The organism is Coleofasciculus sp. E2-BRE-01, assembly GCF_040221695.1.
Classification (GTDB): Bacteria; Cyanobacteriota; Cyanobacteriia; order Cyanobacteriales; family Coleofasciculaceae; genus Coleofasciculus.
Window position 1 is genome coordinate 1 of the sequence record NZ_JAVKEA010000196.1, and the last position, 16056, is coordinate 16056.

The 16056-nt window shown below is 46.1% G+C and carries 15 protein-coding genes and 2 pseudogenes; 3 read left to right on the forward strand and 14 right to left on the reverse strand.

The window, feature by feature from the left end; genetic code table 11:
* Positions 1 to 151 precede the first annotated feature (151 nt).
* The 4 genes and pseudogenes from RIG66_RS24830 to RIG66_RS24845 all read right to left on the reverse strand — a co-directional run bounded on the left by RIG66_RS24830 (position 152) and on the right by RIG66_RS24845 (position 4213).
* Positions 152 to 667, reverse strand: coding sequence for a pentapeptide repeat-containing protein (locus tag RIG66_RS24830; protein WP_446381363.1), 516 nt, complete (start codon positions 665 to 667; stop codon positions 152 to 154).
* 48 nt (positions 668 to 715) lie between these two features.
* The gene (locus tag RIG66_RS24835) at positions 716 to 2458 is read right to left on the reverse strand and encodes a glycosyltransferase family 39 protein (RefSeq protein WP_446381364.1); all 1743 of its coding nucleotides are present in this window, start codon (positions 2456 to 2458) and stop codon (positions 716 to 718) included.
* Positions 2459 to 3025 (reverse strand): annotated as a pseudogene (locus RIG66_RS24840) (ATP-binding cassette domain-containing protein); the annotation flags it as partial.
* A gap of 171 nt (positions 3026 to 3196) precedes the next feature.
* Positions 3197 to 4213: a cyanophycinase gene (locus tag RIG66_RS24845; protein ID WP_446381365.1), complete on the reverse strand. Its 1017-nt coding sequence runs from the start codon at positions 4211 to 4213 to the stop codon at positions 3197 to 3199.
* Positions 4214 to 4664: 451 nt separating this feature from the next.
* On the opposite strand from RIG66_RS24845, the gene RIG66_RS24850 reads away from it, so the two are divergent.
* Entirely contained in the window at positions 4665 to 5042 is a 378-nt protein-coding gene (locus tag RIG66_RS24850) for a DUF2237 family protein (RefSeq protein WP_446381367.1), read from the forward strand.
* A 244-nt stretch (positions 5043 to 5286) separates the two neighbouring features.
* Here the strand turns inward: RIG66_RS24850 and RIG66_RS24855 are convergent, their stop codons facing one another.
* The 7 genes from RIG66_RS24855 to RIG66_RS24885 form a co-directional block, all read right to left on the reverse strand.
* The gene (locus RIG66_RS24855) at positions 5287 to 5859 is read right to left on the reverse strand and encodes a hypothetical protein (protein WP_446381369.1); all 573 of its coding nucleotides are present in this window, start codon (positions 5857 to 5859) and stop codon (positions 5287 to 5289) included.
* A 49-nt stretch (positions 5860 to 5908) separates the two neighbouring features.
* Positions 5909 to 6643, reverse strand: a complete 735-nt coding sequence (locus RIG66_RS24860) for an NUDIX hydrolase (RefSeq protein WP_446381371.1) — start codon at positions 6641 to 6643, stop codon at positions 5909 to 5911.
* Between the two features lie 93 nt (positions 6644 to 6736).
* Positions 6737 to 7303: a nicotinate-nucleotide adenylyltransferase gene (locus RIG66_RS24865; RefSeq protein WP_446381373.1), complete on the reverse strand. Its 567-nt coding sequence runs from the start codon at positions 7301 to 7303 to the stop codon at positions 6737 to 6739.
* A gap of 124 nt (positions 7304 to 7427) precedes the next feature.
* The gene (locus RIG66_RS24870; protein WP_446381375.1) at positions 7428 to 7709 is read right to left on the reverse strand and encodes a type II toxin-antitoxin system RelE family toxin; all 282 of its coding nucleotides are present in this window, start codon (positions 7707 to 7709) and stop codon (positions 7428 to 7430) included.
* Positions 7696 to 7965, reverse strand: coding sequence for a type II toxin-antitoxin system Phd/YefM family antitoxin (locus RIG66_RS24875; RefSeq protein ID WP_446381377.1), 270 nt, complete (start codon positions 7963 to 7965; stop codon positions 7696 to 7698). Before RIG66_RS24875 ends, RIG66_RS24870 begins: the two co-directional genes overlap by 14 nt.
* Positions 7966 to 8074: 109 nt before the next feature.
* A complete protein-coding gene (locus tag RIG66_RS24880) occupies positions 8075 to 9502 on the reverse strand; it encodes a nicotinate phosphoribosyltransferase (RefSeq protein ID WP_446381379.1) in 1428 nt (475 codons plus the stop codon).
* A gap of 86 nt (positions 9503 to 9588) precedes the next feature.
* On the reverse strand, positions 9589 to 11043 hold the full coding sequence (locus tag RIG66_RS24885) for an RtcB family protein (RefSeq protein WP_446381406.1): 1455 nt from the start codon (positions 11041 to 11043) through the stop codon (positions 9589 to 9591).
* A 382-nt stretch (positions 11044 to 11425) separates the two neighbouring features.
* Between RIG66_RS24885 and RIG66_RS24890 the strand changes: the two genes are divergently transcribed.
* Positions 11426 to 11578 (forward strand): hypothetical protein, encoded by a 153-nt coding sequence (locus tag RIG66_RS24890; protein ID WP_006102658.1) that lies wholly within the window; start codon positions 11426 to 11428, stop codon positions 11576 to 11578.
* Between the two features lie 447 nt (positions 11579 to 12025).
* Here the strand turns inward: RIG66_RS24890 and RIG66_RS24895 are convergent, their stop codons facing one another.
* Together RIG66_RS24895 and RIG66_RS24900 are read right to left on the reverse strand one after the other, a co-directional pair.
* Complete coding sequence (locus RIG66_RS24895) at positions 12026 to 12718, reverse strand: hypothetical protein (protein WP_446381381.1); 693 nt, start codon at positions 12716 to 12718, stop codon at positions 12026 to 12028.
* A 461-nt stretch (positions 12719 to 13179) separates the two neighbouring features.
* The gene (locus RIG66_RS24900) at positions 13180 to 14073 is read right to left on the reverse strand and encodes a hypothetical protein (protein ID WP_446381383.1); all 894 of its coding nucleotides are present in this window, start codon (positions 14071 to 14073) and stop codon (positions 13180 to 13182) included.
* Positions 14074 to 14099: 26 nt separating this feature from the next.
* Here RIG66_RS24900 and RIG66_RS24905 point away from each other — a divergent pair.
* Positions 14100 to 14434: pseudogene (locus tag RIG66_RS24905) on the forward strand (alpha/beta fold hydrolase); the annotation flags it as partial.
* Positions 14435 to 14525: 91 nt separating this feature from the next.
* Here RIG66_RS24905 and RIG66_RS24910 read toward each other — a convergent pair.
* Positions 14526 to 15968: an RNA-guided endonuclease InsQ/TnpB family protein gene (locus RIG66_RS24910; RefSeq protein ID WP_446381385.1), complete on the reverse strand. Its 1443-nt coding sequence runs from the start codon at positions 15966 to 15968 to the stop codon at positions 14526 to 14528.
* Positions 15969 to 16056: the final 88 nt, after the last annotated feature.

Sequence of the window (16056 nt, forward strand, 5' to 3'; positions counted from 1 at the left end):
GAGGTTTTTTCGCCTCCAACAGACAATTCCATCCTGACACCCGACACCCGACACCCGACACCCGACACCCGACACCCGACACCCTTGCTCAACCGAGCTTTCACCTTAAGTTGACACCAATGCACGTCGGTGCGCCCCTACAGTAGACAAATTATCGACATCCTAATGATTCGCGAGTATCTACTCCCGTTTTCGAGTTAACGCCACTGGCTCTAGTACAGAGATTTTGGACTTGTAAGCGATCTAAAACTGCATTGCTGAAGTCAGCCCCCGTAATCTTAACATTATCCAAGCGAGAACCTAACAAAATTGCTTCCTCTAGAACCGCATCACTCAAATCCGCCCCTTTGAAGTTAACTTTATAAGCAATACTGTATGAAAAATCTGCACCGTGTAGATTAGCATCAGTCATCGTGGAATCACTAATCACCACACTGCGTAAATCGGTATTGCTTAAATTCGTTTGCGTCAGATTCATTTTAGATATCTCCAGTTCAGCTAAATTTTGACCAGAGAAATCCATGGTACTTAGATCAGATACACCGTCATTAATAAGCTGTCGGGCAGAGGGATTAGCAGCTTGGGCAGATAGGGGAACTAAAACCAAAACCAACGCCAAAATTAGAGCAGCGAGTCCTCGAATAGACTTAATAATACTTTCTTTCATTGCAACTGTTGCCGAAAACATCCTTTCTGGTGTACCTCACGCCAAATCTTAACCACATCGGTATAACTGATAGGGAATACCAATCCGGTAATGGTGACTCGGATCAAGGATACAGGTTTTTTGGTTCGCGATCGCAAGATTTTGGGGATAGTCTCGCCGCTTCAAGCCAGGAGCGATGACCCATAGATTCAATGGAGACACAGAAGGTATGGCTAATTCCGATAACTGTTGCCAAACCTGATTATATCCCTGTTGGCGACTTAAAAAGGCTATTGTGCGATCGCCCTCCTGACTCCCATCCTCTGATACGTTCTCCAATGCCAAGGCAAAGCTTAATCCTAATCCTACATCCTGAAGATCCTTATATCCCATCACCATGATCAGGGGAACCGTGGGTTCAATCATCATATTTTGCGCCACCTGCTGAGGATAATAGGGTTTGAGAAACACCAAATTAGCCACGACACAAACTGTACTCACCAGAGAGATAGCCAACGTTAAGACAATTACCCCTCTCCCCTGCACCCCTGCACCCCTACGCCCAGACGCGCCATGAGACGCGCCATGGTTTACGGTTAAACTCGCTGCTAGTAGCGCACAAATCGCTGGATAATAAACAAAGTTATAGCGAGGGACAACGGATATATCCTTACCTAATCCGTAAATAATTGCCAGAAATTGCAGCAATACAGCCAAAGTAAACCCGAATAGCGTTAACGTGGCTAACTGAGTTGAAGGCTTCTGTAGCAATCGCTTAACTCCCACGCCTCCCCGCCAAATAATCCACCCCCCCAACCCCAGAGTTAATCCTCCCATGGGTATCACAATCCACAAAGGTTGATTTTCCACGGGTAAAGCAATCACCATCAGGAACCAACCCACCAGTAATTGCAGCAGAGGCGTAATACTATCCGGTGGCGGTAGCCAACTGGTTTCTTGTCGCCCCATATCTGCCAAAAGCATACCCCACCACGGCAGATAACTAACTGCCATTCCCGCCATTACCAGCGCCACAGCACTCCAACTCCCACTCGGTAAGCGCCGACGATACCAAATCATCCCGGAAAATAGGGTCAAAACTTGAGCAATGACAGCCAGAAGAAAAAAGTAGTGGACATAACAACCGATACTATTCACCATACCCCAACCTAGCCATAGCCACGGGGAAGGCAATTGCTGATTGTAAAGGCGCTGCTGAATCGGGATTAATGCCAATAGTGCCAAAATAATCAGCAACATGGGCAACGTGTAGTGACGTGCTTCCTGAGACAGGTAAACCGCAAAAGGAGACACCGCCATTAACGCGGCGGCGATTAATCCCGCCATTGGCGAAAAGATGAGACGATTGAGACAGTAAATTGCCGCGATCGCACCGACTCCAATTAAAGCTGGAAATGAACGCAACGCCCAAGCTAACTGTTCGGTTCCTGTAAACCTTAACCACGAATGCATTAAGCAAAAGAATAAGGGAGGATGAGTGGATTGTTCCGCCAAGCTTTGGGCAATATTTCTACAGCTAGCCTCCGGTTGCAGGGTGAAGAATTCCTGGAGCGTGGACAAAGGAAATATGACATCCAACGGTAAATCATTGTACTCCCGTCCTAGGCTAAAGAAAGCCGTGAGAACTTCATCCAGCCACAGGGGTTTTAAGTCAAGCTGCCAAAACCGGAGCAGGGTTCCCAGGATAATGATTCCAACCAGGATAAAATAATGGTGGGTAGGGGTACGGCATTGCCGTACCCTATGTATAGCGAAACGCCTTTCATTCTGCTCTCTACCTTCAAAGACCATTCATCGAGTCACGTCAATATAAATATGTTCTAAGCGTACAGGTTGGCGAGTAATGGAATCCAGAATAATACCATCAAATCGCTCAATAATTTCCTTTAAATCCAAAGCTTCGGGTAACCAAAAGGCTAAATCATTCCCGTAACGCCGATAGGTAAAACCGAGTTTTGCCGCCCGCGCGATCGCCCTTTCTTCTTCTGGTGTTTGGATAATCACAATTTCTTGGGCGGGAACCCGTTAGCGCAGGGTGTCTAAACTCCCTTCGTCTAGGATTTTTCCGCCTTTGAGAATGCTAATCCGCTGACACAGGCGTTCGGCTTCATTGAGCAAGTGAGTCGTTAATAAAATGGTTAATTCTTGACGTTGAAGACGACGAATTAAGTCCCAAATTTCATATCGGGCTTCGATATCTAAACCAGTTGTGGTTTCGTCTAAAATGACCAGTTTGGGCTGATGAACTAGGGCTAAGGCTATATTTAACCGTCGCTGCATTCCCCCACTCAAGGTTTCAACGGGACTCTGGGCGCGATCTAACAGGTTAAGAGCGTCTAAACAGGCGTAGACTTGTTGTTCTATTCAATATTTAAACCTTAATGTCAATTAAGTTTGACGCAATTTTTGTAGTACGAGCATCTTGCTCGTTACTAATACCCAATTTAAATAAATAAAAGCTTATCCCTTTTCTAGTTCAGTCCGCGTAAACGGACTTTGTTTGTGTAGCTGCGATTTCCAATCGCCCTTTTATCCCCTCCGCACAATACCATCTTGAACACTTGCTTGACGATAACCCCTGGAGGGTAGATGTTTCAGATCAAATTCCTCACCGTTTTCGCGTTTCCAAATCTTGTAATCAGAAAATGTGAGTGGGGTTTGGGGTTCGCACTCTTCCGGGATATGATCCCCTGAAACAAAATACACCGCCCCCTCTCCCATAACCTGAGCGATACCATTCCGGTTCACCACCAGCGAGGTTCCCTCATCAATCCCTATCCCCAAGACACTATCAGCGATTCCATCCCGAAGTTGACGCGCCATAAATGTCATCAATCGACCCATGCGATCGCGATCGCTAAAATGGGTATCTATTACAGTACCCTTCATTAGCGACCAGTTGAACAGATCATAACTAAACAGAATATCTTCATAGGGATCATCTAAGGCATATTCACTATCAACCGCATCCGAACAGGCGTTATAAATAAAATCACTTTGAATCATCGCCCCAGCACTGGTTCCCCCAATCCCACCGCCCTTAGCGCCAACGGATTTAATTGCCTCTGCTGTCGCGGTATGCTTAAAATTTCGGGTATAGTCGCACTGATCGCCACCTGCAAAAAATAACACCTCAGCTTGGCGAATGGTATCCGCGACATCTGGAGAATTAGCATCATCCCGACTACGAATAACCAACGTTTCCACCGAATCCACCCCATTCATCGCCAGAATCGGTTCATTATAGCCAGCCGAACCCGATGAGCGAATCACAACTACATCAACCTGAGCCGAACAGTCGGTGCAACCTCTCGCCTGATTAATCATCCACTGAATCGCTTCATCCACATCAGCCCCCCCGCCGCCTAAGTCAAAAGCAATACCTGCGGGAACATTGACATCAGTCGAATTGCCATCAAAATAGCGGATAACCTTGGCGGATGCTGGTGCAACCCACAGCGACAAGCACACAAATACTATTGCCACCAGCTTGATGATTTTGGCAAGGGGCAAGCCAGAGGTAGATTGACAATGACGATAACCCATAAAATTATTGGAAGATAAAACCCGATATCAATAATGGCACGAGTAAAAGGGCAGATATAACTGCCACAACCGTGACTGGATCTACATTGATAACGTTTTTTTCAGGTTTATTGCTCATCGAACACCCTCCCAAATTGACTAAATACTGCTTTACCACCCGACTGGGTAAACTGCTGTCCCTATCTTACTGCCAAGTGGGTGATCAAGATGGCAGATGAGGGATAAAACAGTCTTAGTACAAAGATCTAGAAAAGTACGTTTGGTTGTCTTGTAGGGGCGGGTTTCACGGCTCACATTTTTTCCCGCCCTGATGTAACTAAACCCGCCCCGATCAAGGTGCGAGGATTCTCTAACCAATCACCAATGACGCATGACTAATACGGGTCTTGCTGGATAGAAGCGTCTCTATGTATCCTACTGATGGAACGGTTTGTCAATAAAAGGGGCTGTCATGGCTAATTCAAAAAACGTCCTGGGTACAGAACTAGAAACCTGTTGCACATCTCCCATGACTGGATTTTACCGGGATGGCAAATGCAGTACTGGAGGCGGTGACTTTGGCGCTCACGTTGTTTGCGCTCAAGTTACCGAAGAGTTTCTGGAATTTACCAAACAGCGTGGGAATGACTTGAGTACACCCGTTCCCGGATTTAATTTTCCCGGTTTAAAACCAGGCGATCGCTGGTGTCTATGTGCCTCTCGTTGGCAAGAAGCCTTGGAAGCTGGCGCTGCACCTCCTGTGGTTTTGTCTGCTACTCATGCATCGGCTCTAGAATATGTTTCCTTAAGTGAACTTAAACAACATGCTCTTGATGCTCAAGGTGCCTAAAAACTTGTGGAATTTTTAATCCAAACGTATTTGAGAGTTTGTGATGTTATGTCCGTTTGTGTTTAACTTGTTTCTAGGCATCTCAAATCCTTGATAAATGGTGCGTTACGCTACCCTACCCTACCCTACCCTTCGGGAACGCTGCGCGAACGGGAACGCTGCGCGAACGCTAACATACCCTACAATTAACTTGAGCAATAGGTGCGTTACGCTTCGCTAACGCACCCTACAATTAACTCATGAATTATGACTTATCCGTTTTGGAGTTTTGTACCGATGAAAGAACCGGATTAGAATCAGTATCAACATTGTCTAAAGCGGGTTTTAGAACCTGCCAAGCCTGTTGCGCTTCGGGTAAAAATTGATCCCGTGCGGCTTTAGCTTCAGCAAACTTGATTAACGTTTTGGCAAAACTCTTATCTGTCGCCTGCTGCATTTGTTCGGGAGTTAGGGGTTCGGGGCGAAAAAGTGCCTCAATTACCGGACGTAACTCCAACGCCTGCTGCTGTATCTCTTCTAAGCTAACTCGTAAGCTGGCTAAATTCGCGATCGCCTTCACCGCTTGAATGATTTCCGGCTCATCTTCTGGCGATTCAACGGCTGATGGGGGACCAACCACAATTAAATCTTCACTGCTTAACCCATCGGCAAAACTATTCGCATCTAAGCTGGTATCCTCTGGGTCATCCATCCGACGTTCAATTTCTTCCAGCGCCTTTTTGCGACTGCGATCGCTGTCCGTTCTGCCGCTGACTTCGATAAATAAACCCAGTTCCTTTAAATGTTTGGTTGTATACTGAATCGTCGATTTAGTCATAATCGTTTCGATAAACAATAATTATAAACTACGATAAACTGTTATATCTTCAAAGAAAAACCAACGGCTTATCCTTCAACGGCGCAAACGCCTCAGCATCAAATCGATATAAAGAGGCTGGACGCCCTGCTCCCCGTGATGCTTTTAGACCCGTATCGGCTAAAAAACCCAACTTCAACAAACGGGTGCGGAAGTTAGAATAATCCGAAAAGTTTTCGCCTAAAACAGTAGTATAGAGTTGATAGAGGTCACTGAGCGTAAAAACATCGGGTAATACATCAAACGCGACAGGACTATACTCCAACTTATTCCGCAAACGCTGATATCCATACTCGATAATTTTGCCATGATCGAAGGCTAGGGACGGTATTTGCTTAACCGGATACCACGCAATACCACTCACTCCCTCAGCAATGAACTGTGCTTCTTCAAACCGAACTAAGGCAAAGTAGCTAACCGATAGGTAACGAACGCCAAAGCTTTTTGGGGATTCCCTAGGATCACGATGGGGACCACCAAAGGTGTAGAGTTGTTCTAAGTAGAGATTATTCACCCGAATTTTTTCCACCAGAACTCGATGGGCAGCATCTTCTAGGGATTCTCCTTGGCGCACCAGCGTTCCTGGTAAACTCCACCGATTGGAAAAGGGTTCATCCCGGCGCATGATTAATAGCACCAAGACGCGGTTTTGTTGAGTATCGACAGAGAAAATAACAGTGTCAACACTGACTTTGAAGTCAGCTAACGCTGGTTGGTTGCTCGGTTTGATGCCGCGTTCTGACATGGTTATCCAAAACTGTGACGTTTTGAACTTAAAAAAGTGATAGTCCCCCTAAAAGTATAGCTAAGAACGTCCCTGTTCCGGAGTCACCGTTGATCAAGCGTATAAATTTTCTCGATTGATATACTCTTGAACAGAAGGGGTTATGACATCTGGGTCTCCTTTTTCGCGATAGGCTGTAGAAGAAACTCCAGGAACGTTCAGATCCGCGATCGCAACGTGAGTTCCAAGCTGCCTCAATCTCTCTAAACCTTCTTTGTCTATGTCATACCCGGGACGCGGTACAATCAGCAACTGTACCTGGCTGAGTAATTCTTCAATCCGATACCAACGGGGTATCTGATTGACTAAATCCGAACCCACTACGAGAGTATAGTCCACCTCATCCCCCCAAATTTCCTTGGCTTTGGCTAACGTTTCTAAGGTTCTGCTACGACTCAACTCCTCATGTACGCCAATATTATTAGGCTGTGTTTCAATTTCAGAAATTAATACCTCTAACATCCGCTTACGGTGTTCCAGGGAGGTTTGGTGAGACTTAAACGGATTATCTGACGCCCAGACAGCGACTTGATCGTAGTGCTTTGACAACCATTCGAGAATAGTTTGATGGGCGGCTGTGGGTGGATCAGCACTGGTTCCGAATAAGGCAATAGTGGTCATGTCAAGTCCGTTAGCATTGTCATTATAGGGTTATACGGGGGGATACAGATAAAGGCTGGGTGTAATTGCTTCATCCTGATAATGGGAGCTATTAAACTGGCATTCCCTAAACGTTTAAGTCGCACTATTTCAAGAGGCGTTCTAGTCGTTTATATACATCATCATCGTTACGCTTACCAACCAAGATTACTTCAACCAAATCCTGATTCGGATTGAACCGATATACGATTCGGTACTCACCGCTATCAACCCGATAATAACCTGGATAACCGGATAGCTGTTTGCTATCGGTAGGCAGGGGGTCAACATTCAGTGCCAACACTTTCTTAGCAATTTGAGCCGCAATTTTGGGTTGTAACCGCTTGAGAAAATCCAGAACAGTTTCTAGTCCATCAAGCTTCGCCATTTGCCCAACCCTGGAGAGTTGATGTGAATTTTTCTGTTCCCACCATCTGAGAGTTCTTCAGTGCGGCTACTGCTGTTTGACCTAAAAGCATATCTTCTAGTTCTTCGAGGCGCTTGAGTAGTCGCTGGTAGGTCTCAGCGGACATAATCACATGGCTAGGTTGAGATTGCTGCGTCACCACAACAGGCTCAATAGCGGCTTGCTCAAATACTTCACTGTGGTGATCGCGGGCATCTATGAGAGTATAACTATGCATAGCTAGATTTAAGGTTCACGACTAATGGCATTCTGTCTTAATTGTAGATGACTATCATCACCGTTCTATTCGGCTGAAGGGAGCAGACAGCTAGGGAGGATGTCAAGAATTAGACATCAGCGGCTTCTTGCTCTAATCGTTTTTCTGTCTGTTGAGTAAGCTGTTTTAATTCATCCGAAATTTCTACTTGTAGAGGCTGGGGATCATCAAGTTGGCGGATTGCATCAGGAATCATTGCCACAGTCGCCGCTGTACGTTTTTTGATGTCCGCTAATGGTTCCGGTGGGTTTAAGCGTTTACCTGCTTGAACCATTAGTTGCAACAAGGGCTGTTCGTTGGCTTGAGGAGATTCAGATATTATTGCGAGTCGATCTTTGCTAATTTTCCCGTCAACACAATTACGGAAAACTTGTTTGCGTCCAGGATAGGTTTCTTTACTACTCGACTGTTTCATTGTGGGAATACCATCCATTTCCACCAGTTTATACACCCCATTAACTGGCTTACCTGTTACCAGTCGCGTACCGACACCATAGCCGTCAATAATACCGCCAGCCTGTTTAATTTTGGCAATTTCCCATTCATCCATATCACCACTGGCAAAGATTTTCGCTTCTGGTAGCAGCGAGTTCACTTGTTTAGACAGATCAGCAATATCTCCAGAATCTAAGCGCACACCTGCAACGTTTGTCTGATTGGCTTTAACCTGTTCTGCCAGACGTTGAGCCGCCGCAACTATATCATAAGTATCAATTAATAGAGGCGCAGTGGGAAAATAGCGTTGAAATGCATTAAATGCCTCATCCTCACTCCCAGATACAGCAGCAATTGCCATCACCAGCGAATGTGCCATTGTGCCACTGGGTTTTTGGTTCAACCTCAGCGCGGCGACCACATTTGAGGTAGAATCAAACCCGGCAGCTAATGCCGCCCGTGCTGCCCAAATTGCGCCCTGAGGACTAAACGCACGGCGAGTACCAAATTCCAACAGCTTGGCATCCTCTCCCGCGACATCTCGCATCCGCGCTGATCGAGTTGCAATCAGGGTTTGGTAATTAATCGTATTCAGAATATACGTTTCGACGAGTTGGGCTTGCCACAAAGGGGCTTCGACGCGCAGCAGAGGTTCATTGGTAAATACGGCGGTTCCTTCAGGTACAGCCCAAACATCGCCAGAAAATCCTTCTGACTTGAGGACTGACCAAAAGCGTTCTGGGACTTGATCAAATAGCCCTGTTGCTTGCAACGCCTCTATATGGGATTCGGAGAATTGAAGCTTTTCCAGATAATCTAACGCCTGTGCCAATCCCATAGCAATTAAATAGCCAAAGCCGTTAGGCAAACGTCGCACGAATAACTCAAAGCTGGCGCGTCGATTCTCTAACCCTTCACCAACGTAGCAAGCTGCCATGGTCAGTTGATAGAGATCGGTTAATAGGCTGTAATCGCTTGGGGTGAGGGTGAGTTGCTGGTCTTCCTGTGGCATAAGTTTCAGATGGGTATTGTTTATTGTTGATTGTTCATCGCGCATTGTCATGAACCATGAACAAATCAGAAGGATAAATAATGGATAGGAAAACTAGCAAGAAACGCTAGATTTTTTTATTAATGATCGATTCCAGATTACACCTTAAACGTCAAAATCGGTCGTAAACGCGCCACTACACTGACCATATCTGCCTTAACTTGTGCTTCAATTACGGGTTGAATGGGCTTATAAGCCACAGGTGCTTCTTCAATCCGCCGTTCTTCCCGCAGGGTAATGCAATCAACACCCGTTAACCCTAAGGTTTCCTCACTATAACCCGCCCCGCGACGACTCAGTTCAAAGCGCGATCGCAACCGTCCCGCCCCATGAGATGCACTCCAGAGAAAGGCGGGATTTCCTCGACCCACGACTAGATAAGAGGGTGTCCCCATTGAACCCGGAATAATCACAGGCTGTTCGGCATAAGCCGGACAAGCGCCTTTGCGAGTGATCCATCGATGAATTTGAGCGGATTCCTGTTGAGGCAATGTAATATTATGGGGCAAATCATAAACCAAGGGGGCTTCTACATCCCCATAAACCTGCCGTAAGCGCAACCGTAACAGTTCCGCTAACACAAGCCGATTCACAAAACCATAGTTAGCGGCGGTTGCTTGGGCTTGCAAATAATCCTGCACCAACTCAGGGTTCCGGTGAACCGACAGAGAAAACAGCCGAGACTCTGGATAAGGATGTCCTTGTAACCAAACCGCTTGAGTACGGGTTCGCCACAGTCCCCCAATAAATTTGCCCACATTCCGGGAACCAGAATGCACCATAAATGCCAATTGCCCTTCTCGCACTCCCCAAGCAAACGCCCTTGCCCGATCTTCAACCGTCTCAACTACCTGAATTTCCACAAAATGATTGCCACCACCAATTGTCCCCAATCCCCCATCTCGCACCCATCCCGCCTCGGGAACGAGTTCCTCTGGTGCCCACCGCATTGACCCATCCAGGGAACCGCCTAAGTAAACGCGATCGCATTCAGCGGCTAACTGATCCAGTTCAGAGTTGACGAAACTACCCGTTGGCGCATCCAGCATCCCATCTAGCCAACCCGGAATCCCATGTTCAAATAAAGCCCGACTGGTTTTGGCTGTCATCGTGACATCACGAGTACCCAAAAAGTAATCCCCTTTGATCAACTCAACCAAGCGATCGCGTTTCTTCAAAAAGTCATCAATCGATAAATCCGCCAGATGTAATCGCATCCCACAGTTGATATCAGAACCAACGGCGGCGGGAATAATCATTCCTTCCGTTTCTACGACTGAACCGATGGCGACTCCGGCATCACCGGGGTGAAAATCCGGCGTAGCGCAAACCTGACAAACGTGACCCCCCGATGGATGGCGAATGTTTGCCAGATTCGCCAACTGTTTAAATGCTTTCGCTTCCACAGGAAACCCTTCTGGCAGTAAAACCTCTGCTACAGGCGCATTGGCAGAATTGTGGAGACGTACAGAGTAGATCGGATTGGTGTAGTGAACATCCAACCCCTGTCGAGACAATGCCCGCAGGAGTCGGCGCAAATTTTTCGGCTGCATAACTATACCTAACAAGTCACAATGACTTGCCTGAATCAATGTGGAGCATTTGGCAGACTTCGGTGCAGCAGCCGCAGTTAAGCCTGCTTGTGCCATTATACGATCAGGCGTTTAAGTTTGGTGAACTCTCGTCGCGAATGTCGGGATTTCCCAGCATGAGTGCAACCAATCATTACAGAATGTTAAGGATGTAAACGAAAATTTATACAAATAGCGAATAATCGGGCGTTTGACTGAAGCTTGGGAAAAGTATTGCAAACATAATCAAATAAATGTTGCAAAATACTGTTTTTTTGTGGTGTATCCCTCATAATCTAAAGTGAATTGCATACCAATACATTAATTTAAATCTGATTGAAATTTACTCGATTAGGAGGACAAGATGAATATTTCCAAACTGTTTGCAGAAATGACCCAATATATATCAGAAGCGGTTGTGAGGATTTTCGGTCCCAGTGACGATGCTTATCCATCTACGGGCGTGCAACCCTTCAGTGGTGAACCTTTCCACGAACCCAGAAGAGCGGATTGGTAACCTCCGATAACAATCGGTAAAAAATCGGTTGGGTAATTGTTCATGGGTTCATTCCAAAAATTAAGTTGGTGAAGATAGGTTAAACCACTTCACCAACTTTTATTTAGGTATATTTTATAAAGGAATTTGATTGAATAAGCTGACTACTCGGTGTCTACTACCTTCGACCGCTCTGATGGAGAGTTGCGTCTCCCGTTGGTAATAGTAAAGTGAAGGAAGCGACAAAAACTTCACACCACCTTAGCTCAGCAATTCGGCTGCACCGTTTGCACATCTGACGTCGCTCTCCTTCGATGTGCAACGAATGGACCACAGCGGAAAAACGTCCAATCCAGTGCAATTCCTTTGTTATTTCTCATAGTAGCGGCTAAACCCTTTCAGTTTATCGACCGTTAGGTATAAAGGACAACAATTTGCTATCCCTCTAAAAGAATAGAAGTCTTGGGTTTACAAGGAAACTTGGCGCAATTGATGCTGCTGTTGATTGAACTGTCGTTGTTCTAGCGTTAACAGCTTGTACTCAATGGGAGGACGCATATCCCACTGGGTTTCGGCAAACATCAGTAGAGAGGCGGTCATCACGATACCCGTGGTGAGAAACTGCCAACCCCCGACGTAGTTTAAAAGCGCAATACCCAATAAATGAATGATACCTGCTAGGGTAAAGGCACGCGATCGCATCCCTAATCCTGTCCCGATGTAACCCACAGCGCATAATCCCAACCATAGGTGACAAAGGCGAATCAACACGTTTCCCCAACCCAGGAAAATGCTGAGATCGGTGAGAATGACACCACCAATCATGAGGACTCCCCAGAAATAAAGTAGCCAATTGAGGCGTTCAACTTTTACCCAAAAGTTGGTGAGTACCACCATCGCTGCGGTACCAATTACGGTGAGTCCTGACCACAGTCCAGCTTGGAGTTTCCAGCTAATCGGCAAAAACTGGGCAGTGATGAAAATCATGGCGCAAATTATACCCCAGAACAGGAATACCTGGTCGATACGGGTATAAAAGGCAGATAGCAGTGTCTTCCGTCCGAGTTGCCAATGCAGGCGTAACAATCCTTGACGGTCTTGATAATCGAGTGCGTGCTGTTTGGTACGAATAATTGGCTCTGTTAGATTGAAGAAGTTCATGCTATATCTAAGTTTGGCAAGAAGGTGCTGTAAAACGTGATCGGTCTAGAGGATGATTTTTAACTATGTTAACAAAATATTACGAAATGTGTATATGATGGTCATCGGTCGAGGTTGGTTTAGATCACCCTCTTATAGATTAGATCTCCCGCTCCCCTTGTATCGCAACCGCTACAACGGTTAGGACACGCCCACGGGTATCCAAACAATAAACGGCATTCATCTGATATCTGATATCCTGATGACTCTGGGGACTGCTACAGCGCTTCGCGCTGGGCAATAGGCAATAGGCAATAGGGGGGAGAAATACTGATTATATAGGGCTTTTAGCCGTTATTCAGCCTTTTGATTGGTAAATAGACCAGCGCGACATGCTGTATTACCCACATTCGGCACTTCAAGTTGAAGTACAAAAAACTATACCGTTAACTTTCTGCGATAAACCATCTTTATGTTTTTACTTATTCATTAAATACACTAAAAATTTTTACGCAATCTTGTAAATTAGTCTTAGCAAAGTCCGGAGTTTTATCCCAGCTAATCGGCTGGAAATTACTTATTTTTATCGGCTTCATATCTTCAAATGACCATTGTACCTCTTCCGGCTCTAGAGAGGGTTGGCGATAAGCGATTTTAACATTTTTGACTGTATTTTCATTGACTATTCCTTTAAAACAATGACTATGCTCAGTTTGCCAAAAATACTCCTGTCCAATTAGCACATTATCAGTTTTTACAAACACTAAATACCGACTACCCGGACGGTCAAACTCCGCTGATTCGCCATAAAAATAATTGCCATCGGGTAAATTTGTAATCGTCGGCTTACGGTTATCAACGCCTGGTGGTTTGGGTAAAGGGGGTGGGACAGCTTTAGAAGCCTCTGGAGTGGGCGAAGGTATCTCAGGGGAGACAGAGGGTGTATTAGGGACTTGTTCAGGAGTAGGTAAGACAACTATCTCTGGGGGCGGAGATGAAATCGTGGGCGTGGGGAGGGGTGAGACTGTTGGTGTTTCTGTAGGAAGGGGTGAGACATTCGGGGTAATCAGGGGAAAAGAAAAATCAGCGGGGGTTTCTGATACGGGGGGTGAGGGACTCTGGGCATTTTGAGGGGATTTAGAGGACTTACAGCCAAACAAACCCAGTCCCACAACCGTGAGAATCATCAACCACTGAATCCTGGGGATACTCCGCCAGTAAGCCTTTCGGGTGTCAGAGTGAGAGTCCTGGATAGAAATATAACCCGCTTTCGCGTCTATCGTTGTCGTCAATTGCCTAGAATTTGGCATAGTAAAAACTAGGAAAGAATTATAGGCGATCGCACCACCATTCGTCGTCGGCGATAAAAGCGCCACCACCTTTGTTACTGTAATCGAAAATTATGCGCGAACTCTATCCCCCCATCGAACCTTATAACAAAGGAATGTTACAGGTGAGTAACCTACACAGGATTTCCTATGAGGAGTCAGGGAATCCGGAAGGTAAAGCGGTAGTTGTGTTACATGGTGGACCTGGGGGAGGTAGTCAACCCTTTTACCGCCAATATTTTAACCCGAATCAATGGCGAATCCGAATCAATGGCGAATTGTTGTGTTTGACCAACGCGGGAGTGGTAAAAGTACACCTCATGCGGAACTGCAAGAGAATACTACTTGGGATTTAGTCAGCGATATTGAGAAGCTGCGCCTCCATTTGGGGATTGAACAGTGGGTGGTATCCAGTAGACTGTTGCAAGATCCCAACTTAATGCAAAAGTTTATTGACACTCTCCCTTTTAGAAAAAGGGAGATTCTGTAGAACTCACATCCTACATATCCTGAAAGAACAACTCTAGTTGTACTCCCAGGTTCCCAGGCACACGACGTTTACCCTTGCGGGTGTCGTGTTTTCTCCTTTTAGGCGTTGTTAATTCAACGCTGGGCGTTTCAAACAGGGTTAGCTGCTTGGGTTTCCCACAGTCCGTGGGTACCTTAATTAACTTCAAGCCATATTCAATAACGGCTTTACGTTTGATATTTCGTGCAGCTTGCTTATCAGCATGGTCAAAATGACCGCACTCGGTACAGATAAACCGCTCTCTGTCCCGATCAGCTTTATCGATATGACCACAGGCACTGCACTCTCTGGATGTATCTCGCGGGTTAACTTTGAGCAAAACCTTTCCCGACTTCGCAGCCGCGTACTCGATTTTGGAGATTAACTCTCCCCACGAAGCATCCAAAATAGAACGATTTAAACCCCGCTTAGCTGATTGACCATTAGGCAGGAAGCGTCCGGTTTTCTCGTCTGGCTTGGGCTTGCACCGTCTCACCATTCCTTGAATGTTGAGATCCTCTACGACAATCGCGTCGGCTTTCTTGACCAGCTTATTGGCGACCTGCCATTGGTAAGCATTTCTGCGATTGGCGATTTGGCTGTGTAGCTTGGTAACTGAAGCGACCCGTTTCTTTCGGTTAACCGAACCCTTCTTAGTCCGGCTAACGCGACGTTGGCGAATCTTGAAAGTCCGCTTAGTCTTCTGGTTAGTGGCAAACCTTGGATTGGGGATATCACTTCCGTCTGAGCAATGTACCAACTTGGTTAATCCCATATCCAACCCAACTGCCGTTTTAACCTCGGAAGTGGGGCGGGGCATAAATTCTGGAATTGATTTGTCCTCTAGTCGCACACTTATAAACCATCCATCGGTTCTGCGGCGGATTGTTACACTCCTAATGGCAAACCCATCAGGGATGGGGCGAGAGTTGAAAAAGCGCATCCAGCCAATTTTAGGCAGATAGACCAAGATCCCTTTGAACTTAACCCGACCAGGCTTATACTCGAACGACCGGAAATTACTGCGGTTCTTAAATGCTGGAAAACCCCGCCCATCAAAGAAGTTTTTATAGGCAGTATTCAACCGAGCAATGTTACGTTGCAATACGTCCGAGTCGATTGACCTGTACCAAGGACGAGCGGCTTTAAGGTCTACCAACGCAGCATCCTGAATCGTACCAGCATTACGTTTCTTGCCGCTATTCTGCCAAGGGTTTCCTGTTGCACCATTTTTAACGATGCAGCAGGTTAAAGGGTAAGCCTCTGCTTTTGTTCTCAGGCTACAATAAGCTCCCTGGATGAACTGCTGATGATAGGTTTCAATCCGGTCAGCCAAACACCAGTTGTAGGCACTTCTGAGCATGTTGAGCCACGACTGCATCTTGGCAGACTGACTGCTAGATGGACGTAGTTTATAGACGTAGCTTAAAATCATACTCGTTTAAGTTAGACCCGAACTTATAATATCAGTATACCAATGTTTTATGGAGATTTGCCAATGCCTTTCCCAAAAAATCATAAGC

Coding starts and splice junctions, on each gene's coding strand:
- RIG66_RS24830 (WP_446381363.1), bottom strand. CDS start 667: ATGAAAGAAAGTATTATTAAGTCTATTCGAGGACTCGCTGCTCTAATT.
- RIG66_RS24835 (WP_446381364.1), bottom strand. CDS start 2,458: ATGGTCTTTGAAGGTAGAGAGCAGAATGAAAGGCGTTTCGCTATACAT.
- RIG66_RS24845 (WP_446381365.1), bottom strand. CDS start 4,213: ATGGGTTATCGTCATTGTCAATCTACCTCTGGCTTGCCCCTTGCCAAA.
- RIG66_RS24850 (WP_446381367.1), top strand. CDS start 4,665: ATGGCTAATTCAAAAAACGTCCTGGGTACAGAACTAGAAACCTGTTGC.
- RIG66_RS24855 (WP_446381369.1), bottom strand. CDS start 5,859: ATGACTAAATCGACGATTCAGTATACAACCAAACATTTAAAGGAACTG.
- RIG66_RS24860 (WP_446381371.1), bottom strand. CDS start 6,643: ATGTCAGAACGCGGCATCAAACCGAGCAACCAACCAGCGTTAGCTGAC.
- RIG66_RS24865 (WP_446381373.1), bottom strand. CDS start 7,303: ATGACCACTATTGCCTTATTCGGAACCAGTGCTGATCCACCCACAGCC.
- RIG66_RS24870 (WP_446381375.1), bottom strand. CDS start 7,709: ATGGCGAAGCTTGATGGACTAGAAACTGTTCTGGATTTTCTCAAGCGG.
- RIG66_RS24875 (WP_446381377.1), bottom strand. CDS start 7,965: ATGCATAGTTATACTCTCATAGATGCCCGCGATCACCACAGTGAAGTA.
- RIG66_RS24880 (WP_446381379.1), bottom strand. CDS start 9,502: ATGACAATGCGCGATGAACAATCAACAATAAACAATACCCATCTGAAA.
- RIG66_RS24885 (WP_446381406.1), bottom strand. CDS start 11,043: ATGCAGCCGAAAAATTTGCGCCGACTCCTGCGGGCATTGTCTCGACAG.
- RIG66_RS24890 (WP_006102658.1), top strand. CDS start 11,426: ATGAATATTTCCAAACTGTTTGCAGAAATGACCCAATATATATCAGAA.
- RIG66_RS24895 (WP_446381381.1), bottom strand. CDS start 12,718: ATGAACTTCTTCAATCTAACAGAGCCAATTATTCGTACCAAACAGCAC.
- RIG66_RS24910 (WP_446381385.1), bottom strand. CDS start 15,968: ATGATTTTAAGCTACGTCTATAAACTACGTCCATCTAGCAGTCAGTCT.